Raw genomic sequence first — 16,431 nt, forward strand, 5'->3', positions numbered from 1 at the left:
GGATTGTCCGGCAGCCTCTAAGATTCTTGCATCCTCCAATCATAATTGAAGCCTCATGTCCAAACTTGCCGTACTCGATGATCTGTTAGCGCATTATTATCAACTGGCTTATCACACCCGGCCTGACATTTTAAGCCGTTTACAGGATGTGCAGGCCTGGCAGAAAGTCCGCATGCAGCGCACCCATCGCGCCCATTTTGCTGAAAAACAAAACCTGTTGATGTCCGAATATTTCCTGAACCGTCTCTACGGCGGTGCTGAATTTGATGCGCTGGCAGAACAGATTGCCCGGCTGATGAAATATGCGCATAAAGCAGAAAAAGTTATTCCGGAAAATGCCATTAAAACCGGCACCTCAGGTGTAGAGCTGGCTATTCTGGCGGTACAGCTGGATGAACAGGTCGCGATTCAGTTATTACAGGATTATCATCCGCATGAACCGCTGACTGACGAGATGATGCGCCTGACCTATTTGAAGCTGGATCAGGGTGAAGCACGCTTGAAACAGTTGGCTCTGCTGGATCAGCTCGGCATGAGTCTGGATAAATACATGCGTTCATTTGTGGTCTATACGGCCTTTAAAATGTGTAAAGGCGCGGCGAATAAATATAACTTTCAGGTGATGTATGAATTTATGCAGGATGGTTTTCTGGCCATGAAGCCACTCAAATCGGCAGAAAAATTTGTACGCACGTTCACGGCAACCGAACGCCAGATTATCGATAAAGTACATTCTGGCGATCCGCTACCGTTTCAGTAAATACCCGATGAGTATTTCTGCCAAGCGTGAATTTTTCTGTATATTATTCATAACAATTGCATCATGATTGCTGAATAAGCCTTTAGAATCTGTCATGATGCAGACAATGCAAGATTAACCCGATTGATATGTTAGGAGTGACTCCAATGTCGAATGAAAATACAACGCCTACCCCTACCCCCGAGTCGGCACAACAGACAGACAAAGTGAGCCCATTCTTAACTGAACCCCTTCCACAAGGCACCCCGCAAGGTCAGCAACAATCCTTAGAACAACGTCTGACTGACACGCCTGTGACGGGTACTGTGCCTAAATATAATCTGCCGCGTGGTGCCAATACCGGTAACGTCGGCTCAACCACACACTTCGGCTATCAAACTGTTAACAGCGAAGAAAAAGCCCAGAAAGTCGCAGAAGTGTTCCACTCGGTGGCGAGCAAATACGACATTATGAATGACCTGATGTCTTTTGGTATTCATCGTCTGTGGAAGCGTTTTGCAATCAATATGTCAGGTGTACGCCGTGGCCAGCATGTGCTGGATATCGCGGGTGGTACTGGCGACTTGGCTAAAGTCTTTAGCCGTGAAGTTGGTCCGACAGGTCATGTGGTACTGTCTGATATTAACGAATCCATGCTGAATGTCGGTCGTGACCGTCTGATTGATGCGGGCTGTACCAATGTCGATTTCGTTTTGGCCAATGCCGAAACCTTAGAACCATTTGCAGACAACAGCTTTGATCTTTTGACCATTTCTTTCGGTCTACGTAACGTGACCGATAAAGATGCGGCACTGGCTGCGATGTACCGCGTCCTTAAGCCAGGTGGCCGTTTACTGGTGCTAGAATTTTCTAAACCAGTGTTTGAGCCATTCTCTAAGCTGTATGACCTTTATTCGTTCACGGCATTGCCAATCATGGGTAAAATCATTGCCAATGATGCAGAAAGCTATAAATACCTGGCTGAATCGATCCGTATGCATCCGGACCAGCGCACCCTGAAAGGTATGATGGAAAATGCCGGCTTCCAGAATTGTGACTATCACAACCTGACTGGTGGGATTGTTGCGGTTCACCGCGGTTTCAAACTTTAAGGTTCCTTGCCTATGTGGTCAATTCTGGCACTCGGTGCTGTTGAACGCGTGATTCATCATGTGATTGATCTGGATGCCATTACCCGCATCCAGCTGAATGCCCTGTCCGGCAAAATGCTGCGGGTGGTGATCGCCTCGCCGCAGCTTTCGGTTGATGTGTTTTTTGATGAAGGCAAAGTTCGTCTGGAACCAACGGCAACCGGTCATACCGAAACACCTTCGGTCTTTGAACAACGTCCATTTGACGCAAGTTCCGCGACAGTCACCGAAGCGACAGCAACCTTGCAGGTCAGCAATGTGGTGGAATTACTCAAGCTGCTGCTTTCCGATGAAGTCGGCAATATTCCATTGCAAGGCGACTACAAGTTATTGCAGGAAATCCAGCGCATCATGCAACAGGCGGAACTGGATCTGGCAGCGCACTTAAGTCCCTGGATTGGCCCGACGCTGGCGCATGAAATTGGCAAATTGCAACTGCTGCCCAAGCAGCTAAAACGCACCCTGCAAAGTCAATTATTCTTTGCTGAAGATGCCTTAAAAGAAGACAGTGGTCTGTTTGCCCCACGCTGGCAAATGGATGACCTGAATCAGGACACCCGTATCCTGAATCAAAATTTAGATCGGGTTGAAGCAAAAATCCATCAGCTTCAGGCTCAAATTGATGCCTCAAACAATTCTACTCAAGACTAGGTACACAGCTTTATGATTCCGCATGTTTCACGTTTACTCGAACTTTGGCGCATCGCCGCGCACTATCGACTCGACACGTTGTTTCCTGCGGAAGAATTACCAGAAAAATCCCGGCATGTGCTGTCCCTCATCCGGATGCATCCGGCTGCCTGGTCCAGTCGTGAACGTAAAAATCCGCTCAAGCTGAAACTGGCTTTAGAAGAAATGGGGCCGTTGGCGATCAAGCTCGGTCAACTGCTCTCGACCCGCCGTGACCTGATTCCACCTGAAGTTTTACAGCAACTGGTCTTGCTACAAGACCGGGTCAAGCCGTTTGATAATGACGTGGCCAAGATGCGCATTCAGGAATCCCTGAAAGCTGATGTAAATACCCTATTCGCGCGTTTCGATACCCAGCCACTGGCTGCAGCTTCGATTGCTCAGGTGCATACGGCTGCCCTGCATGATGGCCGTGAAGTGGTGGTTAAAGTCACCCGCCCGAATATTCGCCAGCAGATTTTGCAGGATTTTGAAATTCTGGAATGGCTCGGTCAATTTCTGGAAAAACGTCTGGAAGCTGCCCGCGCATTGCACCTGTCGGAAATCATTCAGGATTATCGACAGATCATTCTGAATGAACTAGACCTGACGCTGGAAGCGGACAATACCCGCCGTATGCGCCATCATTTTACCGGCTCGAGCATGATGTATGTGCCGGAAATTTACATGGACAGCAAAGACGTGCTGGTAGCCGAGCGCATTACCGGGGTGCCGATTTCAGATATCGCGACCTTTGACCGGTTGGGCATGGATCGTGCCGATCTGGCGCGTAAAGGCCTAACCATCTTCTTTACTCAGGTCTTCCGCGATAACTTCTTCCATGCTGACATGCATCCGGGAAATGTCTTTGTAGAAACCATCAATCCAGCCAATCCGCGTTTTATTGCGCTGGACTGCGCGATTATGGGCGAACTGTCCAAACACGACCAGATGACCGTAGCACGCATGCTACTGGCGGTCATGAACAGTGACTTTATGCAGCTGATTCAGGTGGTGCATCAGGCTGGCTGGATTCCACCGGGGACTGATCAGGATGCATTGGCCCGTGAAATGCGCCGCAGTGTGGGGCCGATGGTGTCCAAACCGATGCATGAACTGGACTTTGCCGGCATTCTGATTGAAGTCATGGACATCGCGCGTCGTTTCCATCTGGAAATTCCACCTCAATTGATGTTGCTACTAAAAACTTTGGTGCATGTCGAGGGTTTAGGAACCGACCTGTATCCTGAACTGGATATCTGGAGTCTGGCCAAACCGATCCTGACGGACTGGATCAAGGCCCAGATGAATCCGCAAAAGAACCTTAAAGAACTGGGACAGAAAATCCCGGATCTGCTGTTAGGGGCGCAGGATTTACCGACCCTGATGATCGACAGCTTAAACGGTTTAAAAAACCAGTCGGCCTGGCATGCCAAACAGCTCAATGAATTACAAAGTATGCGCCTGCAAATGGAACATCAGCAAAAACGTAGCTGGATGTTTGGCAGTATCATGGCGATTCTGCTGGCGATTGCCATTATTTCACCGTGGTTTGTGTCGGTGATTCTGATTGTACTGGCGAGTGTACTGGCCGTCTGGCGGATTGCGAAATAACTAAATGAGCTTTTAAAAAAACCTGACACTGTTCAGGTTTTTTATTTTCTGAGCATCGCATGACTCCAAAGTCACCTTAGGACATATCTTGCCATTGGGTCCTAAGACCTATCGCTTAAAATAAGCACACATTTGGCTAGTATAGGTTCAACCATGGTACAGATTTTACAAAAACGTGCGCCTGCTCTGACGATTCGTGCCGGCCATCTGGCACGTGAGCTGATTCTGCAACAAGGTTTGCAACCCGAACAAGTCGATATTGTACCTGGTGCTGCAGGTGGCCCCAAAGGTATCGGTATCCAGGGACTGGATCAGGCGATTTTTGGTGAGTTTTTTCCACGTGCACCTCACCGTAGAACTTTGGTGGGTTCTTCGATTGGCAGCTGGCGCTTTGCCAGTATGGCTGCACATGGTGCTCGACAGGGAACCGAACGCTTAGCTGAACTCTATACCAACCTCTATTTTCATAAAAAAATGACCCGTCAGGATGTCAGCGACATCTGCCGTGGCATGCTGCTGGATCTAGTACAAGGCAAAGAAAACGATCTGGTCAATCATCCGGATTATCATCTCGCAGTCATTTCAATTAAAGCCCAGCACATTTTCCAAAGTGACAAGGCATTGCCATTAATGGCTTCTGTAGCTGGAATTCTTGGAACGACCGCAGTCGCGCGCCGGCACAGCCGTCATTTCATGCAACGTGTGATCAGCCAGCCGAATACGGGTGAGCAGTTTAAAATCGCTGAAGATGGATTTACCACGCATTATCATGCACTGACCGAACAGAGTGTGTTGTCTTGGCTGATGGCTTCAGCATCTATTCCCGGGGTAATGGCAGCGGTGAACAATATTCCGGATGCACCGCAGGGTTATTATCGCGATGGTGGCCTGATTGATTATCACATTGACCTGCCCTTTCAGAGCAAAGGCATTGTGCTGTATCCACATTTTACCGATAGCATTACCCCCGGCTGGTTCGACAAGTTATTTAAACGTACCTCAAATCCAGAAAATCAGGCACGAACTTTGCTGCTTTCTCCATCGCAGCAATATCTGCAAAGTTTGCCTTTGGGTCGTTTGCCTGATCGTAAAGACTTTAACTTAAAAGGTTTGGATCAAACCCAACGGATCCAGCTGTGGAAGCAATGTATTGCGGAAAGTCAGCGTCTGGGCGATGAATTTCTGGAACTGGTCGAGAAGCAGAATTTTGCTGAGATAATGCAGGCCTTGTAATTGGCCGCAGCTGCCCGATTATTTGTATAATTGCTTTAATTTTGTGAACTGTTGAGATTTATGCAGAAGTTTTTAGTTGTCCTGCAATACCTGTGTCTGGCCTTTGCCATTTATCTGATTTATAGCGTCAGCATGTCGCTGTATCGCCAGGATTTTGTCCTGATGGAACTGGTCGCTGATATCGGTACGATTCTGATCTGTATCGACCTGGCGGTGTTTTTATTTACCAGTAAAGGCAAGCCCGGCATTAGCATGGAAGAATATGCAAAAAGACTGGAACAGCCACCATCTAAACTGGTCTATGTGACACGAAAATTGGGGCATCTCGGTATTTTACTGATTATCACCAGCTGGATTGTGCCGGTGATTAACTCATAATGATCCAATAAAAAACCTCCCAATTGGGAGGTTTTTTATTCGCTAATTAAAGATTATTTCGAACCTTTAATCCCTGCTTGCAATAGCAATGCACCCAAACCACCAATTTTTTGCTCTTGTGGTTTAGCCGCTTGCGGTTTCTTGCCCTGAGGACGGTCGCCTTGCGGACGTGCTTGCTGTGGACGTTTGCCTTGAGGCTTACGTTCACCGCGTTGCTCATTGTCACGACGTGGTTGACGTGGTGCTTTCGCCGGCGCTTCAGAACCTTCAGGACGCATCGACAGATTGACACGGTTACGTTCAGCATCCACATTCAAAACACGGACTTGTACGATTTGACCCGGTTTCACCACTTTATGCGGATCAGCGACGAATTCATTGGCAAGTTCAGAAATATGTACCAAACCATCTTGATGCACACCCACATCGACAAATGCACCGAAGTTAGTGACATTTGTCACTACACCTTCCAGCTGCATGCCTTCCGACAATTGCGCAACTTCCGTAATGTCATCACGGAATTTAGCAGTGCGGAACTCTGGACGCGGGTCACGGCCCGGTTTTTCCAGTTCAGCCAATACGTCTTGAATTGTCGGCAGACCGAATTTCTCGTCTGTAAATTCTTCAGCATTCACTTGGCGAATGATTTCAGTATTGCCAATGATGTCTTTTACAGTCGTTGCTTTCGCTTCAACAATTTTGCTCACCAAAGCATATGACTCAGGGTGAACCGCAGAAGCATCTAGTGGTTCTGTACCATCTTGAATACGCAAGAAGCCCGCAGCCTGCTCAAAAGTACGCTCGCCTAAACGTGGCACTTTCTTCAAAGACTGACGATTGTCAAAACGACCATTTTCCTTACGGAATTCCACAATTTGCTGTGCGATCGATTTGTTCAGACCTGCGATATAACCCAAAATCGCTGCTGATGCAGTATTTACATCCACACCCACCGAGTTCACACAGTCTTCGACTACTGCTTCTAAGGTTTTCGCCAGACCGGTCTGGTTCACGTCATGTTGATACTGACCCACACCAATCGATTTCGGATCGATTTTCACCAGTTCTGCTAGTGGATCTTGTAAACGGCGTGCAATCGATACCGCACCACGAATAGATACATCTAGTTCAGGCAGTTCCTGTGAAGCTAGTTCAGATGCTGAATACACCGATGCACCTGCTTCAGATACAGAAACACGCGTCATTTTCAGATCACTGTTCGCAGCCATCATTTCAGCAACTAAAGCTTCAGTTTCACGGCTTGCAGTACCATTACCAATCGCGATCAGGTCAACATTGAACTCGCGGCATAAACGCGCCAGCTCGGCCAGTGAACCTTCTTTATCGTCTTTTGGTGCAAATGGATAAATCGTGCTGTGTGCAAGAACATCACCAGACTCGTTCACTACCGCCAGTTTCACACCGGTACGGATACCCGGGTCCACGCCCAAAGTGGTACGTGCGCCTGCAGGTGCAGAAAGCAGTAAATGACGCAGGTTTTCAGCAAAGACGTTCATCGCTTCTGTTTCAGCAGCCAGACGTTTTTCAGTCAGCAATGAATGTTCGATCGTTGGACGAACTTTACCGAGCCAAAATAGTTTTGCAGTTTGCTTCAAGAAATCCTGACGCGCTTGTGGCTGAACAGTTTCAAGATTGTATTCAGTTTCAATACGCGCCAACGGGGCATCATCTTCGCCATCCACTTTCAGGCCTAAAACGTTTTCTTGACGGCCACGCAGCATCGCCAATAAACGGTGTGAAGGCACTTTATTCAAGTTTTCAGAGAAATCGAAATAATCACGGAATTTTTTACCGACTTCTTTTTTCTCATCACTGGCAACCAAACTTTTCAGCACGGCAGTTTTTGCAAATGTCGCTTTAAGTTCAGTGGTCAGCGCGATATTTTGCGCCCAGTCATCAATCAGGATGTGCTGGATCGCATCAAGCTGGCTTTCAGTATCTGGGTAATCTTCATGGCTAAAACCCACCAAAGCTTCAGCTGGATCAACGGCTTCATTAAAGATTTTTTCGGAAATCGGGCCTAGACCGGCTTCTTTGGCCTTGAATGATTTACTGGTACGTTTTGGACGGTACGGCGCGTAAATTTCTTCTAATGCATTTTTGGTTTCAGCGGCATTCACACGCGCCAATAAATCATCAGATAATTTATCTTGTTCTTTGAGTGATTCAATCACCTTTTCACGGCGCTCATACAAATCACGCAAGTATGATAAACGCGTATCGAGTTGACGTAGTTGCGTATCGTCTAAGCCTTGCGTTACTTCTTTACGGTAACGTGCAATAAAAGGAACACTGGCACCTTCATCAATAAGCTTGATGGCAGCCTCAACTTGATTTGGACGTACGGCAAGTTCTTTTGCCAACTGCTGAACTAAGTCAGTCATCGTGTTTGATCCCACAAGGATAAGTACTAAATGGCATGATTATAAAGACCGGGTCTATAAAATCCACCATTGTTTTTATTAATTTACCTCATCTTTATATTATGAAGTGCCACAGTTTTCAGCTTTTCCCGATAAAGTTTGTATGAACTTTGCTTTTTATCCAGCTTAAAATCGTATTTTTTGCTCATTTAGATGTATATATTTGGTATCTATGTCTTGATTTTAACTGCAATATTTGGTGCTTTAGAGCATAGTCAATTAATATCAATGAATCGTATACTCAAAGCCTATTTGATTTTTGTTTATGACGACAATAAAGAATAAAGGAGCATCTCATGAGTTTAGTTGTACCTGCTGAAAAAGCCGATGCCGTACATACCGAAACGGACCGGGTCGAACGGATCCTGGTGGTTGATGATGATGTTCGTCTGCGTACCTTATTACAGCGTTTTCTCGAAGATAAAGGCTTTGTGGTTAAAACTGCACATGATGCCACGCAGATGGATCGACTTTTACAGCGGGAACTGTTTTCTCTGATCGTGCTCGACTTTATGCTTCCGGTCGAAGATGGCTTGAGTATCTGTCGTCGTTTACGCCAATCCAATATCGATACGCCTATCATTATGCTCACCGCTCGTGGTAGCGACTCGGATCGTATTGCCGGTTTAGAAGCAGGTGCCGATGATTACTTGCCTAAACCGTTTAACCCGAATGAGCTGCTGGCACGTATTCGTGCGGTATTGCGCCGTCAGGTACGTGAAGTGCCGGGTGCACCAAGCCAACAGATGGAAGTGGTTTCTTTTGGCCCATGGTCGCTAGATCTCTCTACCCGCACTCTGACCCGTGAAGGCCAAGTGGTAACGCTCACTACTGGTGAGTTTGCGGTACTGAAAGCACTGGTTCAACATCCACGCGAACCATTAACCCGCGACAAGCTGATGAATCTGGCGCGTGGCCGTGAATGGGGTGCCATGGAACGTTCAATTGATGTTCAGGTGTCACGTTTACGCCGTTTAGTGGAAGAAAACCCAGCGCGTGCACGTTATATCCAGACTGTATGGGGTGTGGGTTATGTCTTTGTTCCAGATGGTGCTGAATAAAGAAAAACTTATTACGATAAAAGATTACCCCAATTTATTGTCCCTAAAAGCCATTCGCTGCTGTTTGAGCCTCCCCTTCTTTAAAGGCTCGTATACAAATGCGCGAGTTCAGCGAATGGCAAAGTTTTTACTTGCGTAACAGTGTTACTCATTTTTTCAAAAAAAGTAACACAACAAGCTCCTTCCATCGAAGGTTCAAGCAGTAAGATTCCATTACAAATTATTATTACTGCTCAATTTGGAAAATGCCAACAGGGAGCTGGTGTGAAACTCGACCCCATCGATCCACAAAAATTTACCGATTTTGTCAGCTACTCGGAAAAAAAGCGTACCCGCGGGGAACGCTTTCTCGACAAGATCAAGCCGCGTTCTGCTGCCATGCGTACCACGGTACTGGTGGTTTTTGTGGTCTGTTTTAGCCTGTTCATGTCCTTGTGGTTCTTTTGGCGTACCCTGTTTTTACCTGAAATCCAGCAACATGCGCGTTATCTGGCCATGGAACTGGAAATTCTTAATAATCCCGATCTGCGCCTGTATCATAAACAGCAGGAAGTCGATATCGATGACTGGCTGAAAAACCGGGTCGGCATTGAATACGTTACTAATCCGGCAGAATATCCCACTGTCCGTGAAAAGCTGATTGCCGAATTTTTTACCCGACAGATCGAAACCAAACTCGCCAAAGAGTTACGCATCGAACAAGCCACAGTCTATTTCCAGTTTAAGCCGAGTCCACGTATCTGGATCCAGACTCCTGAAATGAATGGTCACTGGGTACAGGAACCTTTAAAGACTTATGCCAATTATAGCAATGAACTGATTTTGGGCTGGTTGCTTGGCACGCCGATTATTGTCGGCATCATTATTTTGACCTTGGTGCGTCAGCTCAACCGTCCTTTACGCCGTTTGCAGAATGCCGCCAACAGTTATAGCCGAATCGGCTCAGCACCCTATCTAGATACCAATCATGGTCCACTGGAAATCCGTCAGGTCAATCATGCCTTTAATCAGATGATTTATACGCTGGACCAGACCGAGCGGGAACGCCGAATCATGCTGGCCGGCATTTCACATGACTTGCGCACGCCCTTAACCCGAATCCGCCTCAGTGCCGAAATGATGCCAGATGAAGACTTTCTCAAAGAAGGCCTGATTTATGATGTCGAAGATATGGACGCGATTCTGGATCAGTTCATTTCCTATATGCGCGATGGTTCCGATGAAGAACCGCAGGACACCAATGTCAATGTACTGCTACAGGAACTGGTCAAGCAGTTTAAACCGCTAGATATCCGATTTACACCACAAGATATACCGACCATTCAGGCGCGCAGCATGTCACTAAAAAGACTGATCGGCAATCTGATCAACAACTCAAAACGTTATGGTTCAGAACCAATTGAGCTTTCTGCGCATGTTGAAGAAGATCAACTGTTGATTTGTGTCGCAGACCATGGCGAAGGCATCCCGGAAGATCAGATTGAAGCCTTGATGCAGCCTTTTGTTCGGGGCAATTCGGCACGAACAGTACAAGGCAGTGGCTTGGGGTTGGCCATTGTGAAACGGATTGTCGATATTCACCATGGCCAATTGCGTATTCATAATCGTCCTGAAGGTGGGCTGGAAGCTATCATTTCACTACCCGTGAATCAGGCGAATCCTGAGACACTTCCCCCAGCCACTACACTCGATAAAATTCGCCAAACTTTGACTGAGCACTTTTAATAAGTGATCAGTAATTCAACAAATGACTTTTTAGTTTTTCTATACAATTCATTTTATAGTTCACGAATTCAATCATTTAAAAATCATCATTTTTTATTATACCTACATTTAGCTAAAAAATTAGACCTTAGCCTAACACCTATGCACAATACATTTTTTGAGCGGTACAATCCGTATCATAGTTTAAGAATTAATGAGAGTTAAAATGTCTTTAGATCGTATCCGTTTAGCCTCCCTACACAACAAAGTCATCAGCCCTGAACAAGCGGCTGAATTCATCCAAGATGGCATGACTGTGGGCATGAGTGGCTTTACTCGCGCTGGTGAAGCGAAGGCGGTTCCTTTAGCTTTAGTTCAACAGGCAAAAGCAAACCCATTAAAGATCACGTTAATTACTGGTGCATCACTAGGGAACGATCTAGACAAACAACTGACTGAAGCTGGTGTATTGGCACGTCGTTTACCGTTCCAGGTAGACAATACTTTACGTAAAGCGATCAACAACGGCGAAGTGATGTTCATTGACCAGCACTTGTCTGAAACTGTTGAGCAAATGCGTAACCTGCAGTTGAAAAAACCAGACGTTGCGATCATCGAAGCCGTAGCAATTACTGAAGATGGCGGCATCATTCCAACAACATCTGTTGGTAACTCTGCAAGCTTTGCGATTTTTGCTGAAAAAGTGATTGTAGAAATCAATACGAATTTAAGCCCGGCATTTGAAGGCTTGCACGATATCTACATCCCGACGTATCGTCCAACGCGTCAAGCGATTCCATTGACTCAAGTTGATGAGCGTATTGGTACGCATGCGATCAATATCGATCCATCTAAAATTGTTGGTATCGTATTTAACAGCGAATTGCACGACTCTCCATCTACTGTAACTGCACCAGATGATGAGACTCAAAGCATTGCCAACCATTTGATCGCTTTCTTTGAAAAAGAAGTAGCTGAAGACCGTCTACCGAAAAACCTCGGACCTCTTCAAGCAGGGATTGGTTCAATTGCAAACGCCGTATTGACGGGTCTGAAAGATTCAAACTTCGAAGACTTGATCATGTACTCAGAAGTACTACAAGACTGTACGTTTGAATTGATCGATGCCGGTAAAATGAAGTTTGCTTCAGGTTCTTCTATTACGCTTTCTGCTAAGTACGGCGAGAAAGTATTTAACAACCTAGAACAATACAAAGACAAACTGGTATTACGTCCACAGGAAATTTCAAACCATCCTGAACTGGTACGTCGTTTAGGTATTATCGGCATCAACACTGCACTTGAGTTTGATATTTACGGTAACGTGAACTCAACTCACGTATGTGGTACCAAAATGATGAACGGTATTGGTGGTTCAGGTGACTTCGCACGTAATGCCCACTTGGCGATCTTCGTAACCAAATCAATCGCGAAAGGTGGCGACATCTCTTCTGTAGTGCCGTTTGCTTCACATATCGACCACGCAGAACATGATGTTGATATCCTAGTGACTGAACAAGGTCTTGCGGATCTTCGTGGTTTGGCTCCGCGTGAGCGTGCACGTGCAGTAATTGATAACTGTGCGCACCCAATGTACCGCGATGCGTTGAATGATTACTTTGACCGTGCATGTGCAAAAGGCGGCCATACCCCTCATCTTCTTCGTGAAGCGCTTTCTTGGCACTCAAACTTCGAAGAAAATGGTCACATGCTTGCTGTTGAAGCTGCAGTAAAAACTGCATAATTGACTGCATTCACAAAACGCCCTACGGGGCGTTTTTTTATGGCATTTTTATATTTTTTTTGAATAGTCAGAACCTGATTATATTAAGGAAGCCATCTGGCTATCACCTACTCTTTCTTCTTTTATTTATCCTGCCGATCTGCTGTAGAAATACACTTCTGATGCTCAAGGGCTTTAAATTCTGATTCTTCACCCTCATACTTGAACACAAGAGCAAAATTAGAGACATGACATGCGCGTAGATATCTGGTCAGATGTGGTTTGCCCCTTCTGCTATATTGGTAAAAAACGTTTAGAAGCTGCTGCACAAGAAGCAGGTATTGAGCTAGAAGTACATTGGCACAGTTTTCAGCTCGATCCTGAAGCACCGGTACGTCAGGAAGTCTCCAACTCTGAGCGTCTGGCGCAAAAATATGGCCGCACCGTGGCAGAAGTCGAAGAGATGCAGCGCAATATTGCTGAAATGGCCAAAGCCGAAGGTATTGAATTTAACTGGGAAGGTGCCAATTCAGGCAATACCTTTAATGCGCATCGCCTGATTCACCTGGCGCAAAGCAAAGGTTTGGGCAATGAAGCACAGGAAGCGTTCTTCTATAGCTATATGACCCAAGGTCTGGCGATTGGAGAACGTGAAACACTGGAAGATGTCGCAGCGCGTATTGGCCTGAATCCGGTCGAAGTCGATGACCTGTTGGATTCGGAAGAATATGCCGACTTTGTCAAATTCGATCAGGAAGTCGCACACGAACAACTCAAAGTGACTGGTGTGCCTTTCTTTGTTTTTGATCAACGTGTGGCATTGGCAGGCGCGCAACCTAAAGAAGTTTTCTTGCAAGTATTTGAAAAAGCGCTCGATACATCAACCAATAGTCAGGCAGCACAGTGCTCAACAGAAACGTGTGACACCCCAGACCAAGCTAAATAAAGCAACGTTCAATAAAAAACCCCATTTCAAATGGGGTTTTTTATTTGTTATTGAATTGCATTCACTTAATCAACCAGAAAACTAATTTTTAAATTGACACGATATTCCGTGATTTTATTTTCTTTAATGACAACCTTCTGTTCATTGATCCAAGCACCTTGTACATTTTTGACCGTTTCTGTGACTTTTTGAATGCCCGTTTGAATCGCATCTTCAAAGCTTTTATTGCTGCTTGAATTGACTTCTACCACTTTTGCAATTGCCATAATAAAACTCTCAAAATGAAAATGAATGAAATTCTATCTTAGTCCATTCCTAGAAGATTGCAGCAGCCCGTAAACAAGCGATAGCAAAAACTTACATGGATTGAACAAAGCTCGAAATTTAGTTTTAAATTGGCAGATCAAAAACACATGACCTTTTATTTTAACACTCGATTAAGTCCAGATTTTCATCGCTAAAATAAAGTATAAAGCCCTGTAAAACCATAAAAATCAAACTAGAGTAAATATACTAATTTATTGTTTTGTAGAGTAATTTATCTAAAATTTACTGCCTGAATTTGCCGAATCTATCATTTTCTATTAAGTCTTATTTGCTATTATTTCACCCGAATTAGGTTTAAATATTCTCCTCTGTTCAAGTCATTGAACACTCTGATATTAAAGGTCATCCTATGAATGCTCTTAAATTTGCTTTCGCAGCAACCGTTATGGCTTTTTCTGTTCAAGCGTCTGCACAAATGGCGCAAGTGGTTCATCTGCCAGACTTTCCAGCGACTAAAGCACCTGCGGAAACAGTAAATACAGATGCTGCGACTGTGGTAACTGAAAAAACGGCTTAATGCAAAGCTGTTTTTCATTAAAACAGGCTGATTGATTCAGCCTGTTTTTTTTGATCATATTGAACACATTCAGTGTGAAAGATGCACGACTCTAAAAAAATATCGACTATTTCCTACTCTCATTTTTTCTATTGATTTTTATCACTTTTAATTAAAAAATTTGTTTATAAAATACTCAAAATAGATCACTATTTTATGTGATCTCTGCTTATAATTGCAGCAATATAAATAGATCAATGATAAGAAAATTTTTTATGCATGAACTTCAGGCATTGGTACAGGGCAAAATTCCGCCTCATTCCGTTTCTATTGATTATTTAATTGAGATGGCAGAAAGCTATACCGACTCAAATTCTGCTGAATACAGACTAGTGGAGCTGGCGGTTAACCTCGTACTGGCACAAACCCTGGATAAAGTACTGAAACATCTCTAGAGATCAAAAAATGAATGCTTTAGAAAAAGCACACTTAATTAAAGAACTACATGGACTGGCGCAGCAACTGGAGCATAAAGTCCTGCCTTTATATGAAATTGCCCGTTCTAAAAAAAGAATACGCGATATTTTTAATCTGTGTGATGAACCTATTTTCAAAACCCAGATTTCAGCATTTAAAGTTCGCACTCAGCCTGAACTTGTCACCTACCAATTTTCTGCTAACACGTCTTATCATTTAAGCTTTCGTGGCTATTTCACCGAAATCTTGGCGCTGGAACAAGCATTGTATGCCCATCCGGATTCAGGCTGGGCAGTTTTACATCATCCTGAACGTGGCTGGCAAATCTGGCTGATTCCGGCTCCCCAAGCTCCTGCCCTGCACAGCCAATGGGCTGAACTGCAACACTGTTATATCTGGCTGTTACAACAACAGCAGCGGTTTTCTTGCCTGAAACAGGATCCACCCTTGATCGTTCCTGCCTTATCCTTACACGAAGCTGAAACCAGCTGCAATTCTATGGAAACAACCAAATATCATCGGGGACGGCCGCGCGCAAGAATTCATGCACTAGAATTAAATCGCTTAGATGAGTCAACCAATCAAATACTAACTGAACCCAAGGAACTAAATCCTCAACTAAAAGCTGAAACGACAATTCAGCAAGAACAGATCACAGTCTCCGAATTGATTCAATTCCCTGTACAGATCCAACTGGGCAAACTAAACGCTCATGTACACCCTTTAGGTTTAGAAGAAACTAATATCCAGCGGCTCTGTGCTTTAGAACTAGAATCCGATGTCGAACAACACCCTGTTTATCTGGATATTGTCTTATATTATGCGGCAGAAGATAACTGGCAGGCACGTCAGGTTTATTTGGTTGAGCAATTGAATCTGCAAGGTCAGTTTGTTAAATATCTGATGCTCTTAGGGGTACCGAGTCAGTTGCAGGCTCACTATTGTATTCAACATTGGCTGAGCCATCATCAACATCAGGCTGCTGCGATTAAATCACTGGCGTGGTCTGTTATAAGCACCAGGTTCATGCAACTCGAGTTTTTTTCAACGGCTTACTTGCAGCAGGCTGAAACAGTCTGGACACAGCCAGATTACCATCCATTTATACCCGCACAGTCCATTCAAAAGCAGAAATTTATCTCGTTTAAAGAAGCTGCTGCGGATTTTTCTACCCCAGTGCTTTTGCTACAGGAACATCAAAAAATCCGAGTGATTCATGGTGAAAAACGCATCTCTCTCGCAGAGGATGAGCTGGCCTATCCATACATCTTGCTGCAACGCGACAAACAGCTAAATTGGCAGAATATTCACAATATTATTTTAACAATGCCACAACCCATTCGGGTATTAGAGCTTTATCGGGAAATTCAGGCTCAAATGATTGAATAATTGCTGTTATTTTGTAGCTTTAACTTGCTTTTTAAGGCCGTTTTTTAGAAAACTACAGCTGAATATAAGAATACAAGAGC

General features: G+C 44.9%; 15 protein-coding genes. 13 read left to right on the forward strand and 2 right to left on the reverse strand.

Going from position 1 to position 16,431, the window contains the following annotated elements:
* The first annotated feature begins 55 nt into the window (after positions 1–55).
* The 6 genes from ACO1B7_RS05570 to ACO1B7_RS05595 all read left to right on the forward strand — a co-directional run bounded on the left by ACO1B7_RS05570 (position 56) and on the right by ACO1B7_RS05595 (position 5,784).
* Positions 56–760 (forward strand): DUF8198 family protein, encoded by a 705-nt coding sequence (locus ACO1B7_RS05570; RefSeq protein ID WP_044111768.1) that lies wholly within the window; start codon positions 56–58, stop codon positions 758–760.
* Positions 761–906: 146 nt separating this feature from the next.
* Positions 907–1,851 (forward strand): bifunctional demethylmenaquinone methyltransferase/2-methoxy-6-polyprenyl-1,4-benzoquinol methylase UbiE, encoded by a 945-nt coding sequence (gene ubiE, locus ACO1B7_RS05575; RefSeq protein ID WP_004647333.1) that lies wholly within the window; start codon positions 907–909, stop codon positions 1,849–1,851.
* Positions 1,852–1,863: 12 nt separating this feature from the next.
* A complete protein-coding gene (locus tag ACO1B7_RS05580) occupies positions 1,864–2,541 on the forward strand; it encodes a ubiquinone biosynthesis accessory factor UbiJ (protein WP_121979799.1) in 678 nt (225 codons plus the stop codon).
* A 12-nt stretch (positions 2,542–2,553) separates the two neighbouring features.
* Entirely contained in the window at positions 2,554–4,173 is a 1,620-nt protein-coding gene (locus ACO1B7_RS05585) for an ABC1 kinase family protein (RefSeq protein ID WP_071850486.1), read from the forward strand.
* Between the two features lie 153 nt (positions 4,174–4,326).
* Complete coding sequence (locus ACO1B7_RS05590) at positions 4,327–5,406, forward strand: patatin-like phospholipase family protein (protein WP_121979798.1); 1,080 nt, start codon at positions 4,327–4,329, stop codon at positions 5,404–5,406.
* Positions 5,407–5,466: 60 nt separating this feature from the next.
* Positions 5,467–5,784, forward strand: coding sequence for a hypothetical protein (locus tag ACO1B7_RS05595; protein ID WP_121979797.1), 318 nt, complete (start codon positions 5,467–5,469; stop codon positions 5,782–5,784).
* A 53-nt stretch (positions 5,785–5,837) separates the two neighbouring features.
* Here the strand turns inward: ACO1B7_RS05595 and ACO1B7_RS05600 are convergent, their stop codons facing one another.
* Positions 5,838–8,189: a Tex family protein gene (locus tag ACO1B7_RS05600; protein WP_423089893.1), complete on the reverse strand. Its 2,352-nt coding sequence runs from the start codon at positions 8,187–8,189 to the stop codon at positions 5,838–5,840.
* A 335-nt stretch (positions 8,190–8,524) separates the two neighbouring features.
* On the opposite strand from ACO1B7_RS05600, the gene ompR reads away from it, so the two are divergent.
* From ompR to ACO1B7_RS05620, 4 genes are all read left to right on the forward strand, one after another.
* Entirely contained in the window at positions 8,525–9,289 is a 765-nt protein-coding gene (ompR, locus tag ACO1B7_RS05605; RefSeq protein WP_004278590.1) for an osmolarity response regulator transcription factor OmpR, read from the forward strand.
* Between the two features lie 264 nt (positions 9,290–9,553).
* Positions 9,554–11,014, forward strand: coding sequence for an ATP-binding protein (locus tag ACO1B7_RS05610; protein WP_034435905.1), 1,461 nt, complete (start codon positions 9,554–9,556; stop codon positions 11,012–11,014).
* A 205-nt stretch (positions 11,015–11,219) separates the two neighbouring features.
* On the forward strand, positions 11,220–12,737 hold the full coding sequence (locus ACO1B7_RS05615) for an acetyl-CoA hydrolase/transferase family protein (RefSeq protein ID WP_004647324.1): 1,518 nt from the start codon (positions 11,220–11,222) through the stop codon (positions 12,735–12,737).
* Positions 12,738–12,969: 232 nt separating this feature from the next.
* Positions 12,970–13,662 carry a DsbA family oxidoreductase gene (locus tag ACO1B7_RS05620; RefSeq protein ID WP_005102861.1) on the forward strand — a complete coding sequence of 231 codons (693 nt, stop codon included), beginning with the start codon at positions 12,970–12,972 and terminating at the stop codon, positions 13,660–13,662.
* A 65-nt stretch (positions 13,663–13,727) separates the two neighbouring features.
* Here the strand turns inward: ACO1B7_RS05620 and ACO1B7_RS05625 are convergent, their stop codons facing one another.
* Positions 13,728–13,928: a dodecin family protein gene (locus ACO1B7_RS05625; RefSeq protein WP_004278594.1), complete on the reverse strand. Its 201-nt coding sequence runs from the start codon at positions 13,926–13,928 to the stop codon at positions 13,728–13,730.
* Positions 13,929–14,338: 410 nt separating this feature from the next.
* Between ACO1B7_RS05625 and ACO1B7_RS05630 the strand changes: the two genes are divergently transcribed.
* The 3 genes from ACO1B7_RS05630 (at position 14,339) to ACO1B7_RS05640 (ending at position 16,351) form a co-directional block, all read left to right on the forward strand.
* On the forward strand, positions 14,339–14,506 hold the full coding sequence (locus tag ACO1B7_RS05630; protein ID WP_005102860.1) for a hypothetical protein: 168 nt from the start codon (positions 14,339–14,341) through the stop codon (positions 14,504–14,506).
* Between the two features lie 254 nt (positions 14,507–14,760).
* Positions 14,761–14,940, forward strand: a complete 180-nt coding sequence (locus tag ACO1B7_RS05635) for a hypothetical protein (protein ID WP_005102858.1) — start codon at positions 14,761–14,763, stop codon at positions 14,938–14,940.
* A 10-nt stretch (positions 14,941–14,950) separates the two neighbouring features.
* Positions 14,951–16,351 carry a hypothetical protein gene (locus ACO1B7_RS05640; protein ID WP_005102856.1) on the forward strand — a complete coding sequence of 467 codons (1,401 nt, stop codon included), beginning with the start codon at positions 14,951–14,953 and terminating at the stop codon, positions 16,349–16,351.
* Positions 16,352–16,431 lie beyond the last annotated feature (80 nt).

Source organism: Acinetobacter lwoffii (assembly GCF_049367455.1).
Taxonomy (GTDB): Bacteria; Pseudomonadota; Gammaproteobacteria; order Pseudomonadales; family Moraxellaceae; genus Acinetobacter; species Acinetobacter lwoffii_W.

Bases quoted from the DNA above. Each gene is read 5' to 3' on its own strand.
- ACO1B7_RS05570 (WP_044111768.1), top strand. From the start codon at position 56: ATGTCCAAACTTGCCGTACTCGATGATCTGTTAGCGCATTATTATCAA.
- ACO1B7_RS05635 (WP_005102858.1), top strand. From the start codon at position 14,761: ATGCATGAACTTCAGGCATTGGTACAGGGCAAAATTCCGCCTCATTCC.
- ACO1B7_RS05625 (WP_004278594.1), bottom strand. From the start codon at position 13,928: ATGGCAATTGCAAAAGTGGTAGAAGTCAATTCAAGCAGCAATAAAAGC.
- ACO1B7_RS05630 (WP_005102860.1), top strand. From the start codon at position 14,339: ATGAATGCTCTTAAATTTGCTTTCGCAGCAACCGTTATGGCTTTTTCT.
- ACO1B7_RS05595 (WP_121979797.1), top strand. From the start codon at position 5,467: ATGCAGAAGTTTTTAGTTGTCCTGCAATACCTGTGTCTGGCCTTTGCC.
- ACO1B7_RS05615 (WP_004647324.1), top strand. From the start codon at position 11,220: ATGTCTTTAGATCGTATCCGTTTAGCCTCCCTACACAACAAAGTCATC.
- ACO1B7_RS05590 (WP_121979798.1), top strand. From the start codon at position 4,327: ATGGTACAGATTTTACAAAAACGTGCGCCTGCTCTGACGATTCGTGCC.
- ACO1B7_RS05585 (WP_071850486.1), top strand. From the start codon at position 2,554: ATGATTCCGCATGTTTCACGTTTACTCGAACTTTGGCGCATCGCCGCG.
- ubiE (WP_004647333.1), top strand. From the start codon at position 907: ATGTCGAATGAAAATACAACGCCTACCCCTACCCCCGAGTCGGCACAA.
- ACO1B7_RS05580 (WP_121979799.1), top strand. From the start codon at position 1,864: ATGTGGTCAATTCTGGCACTCGGTGCTGTTGAACGCGTGATTCATCAT.
- ACO1B7_RS05640 (WP_005102856.1), top strand. From the start codon at position 14,951: ATGAATGCTTTAGAAAAAGCACACTTAATTAAAGAACTACATGGACTG.
- ompR (WP_004278590.1), top strand. From the start codon at position 8,525: ATGAGTTTAGTTGTACCTGCTGAAAAAGCCGATGCCGTACATACCGAA.
- ACO1B7_RS05600 (WP_423089893.1), bottom strand. From the start codon at position 8,189: ATGACTGACTTAGTTCAGCAGTTGGCAAAAGAACTTGCCGTACGTCCA.
- ACO1B7_RS05620 (WP_005102861.1), top strand. From the start codon at position 12,970: ATGCGCGTAGATATCTGGTCAGATGTGGTTTGCCCCTTCTGCTATATT.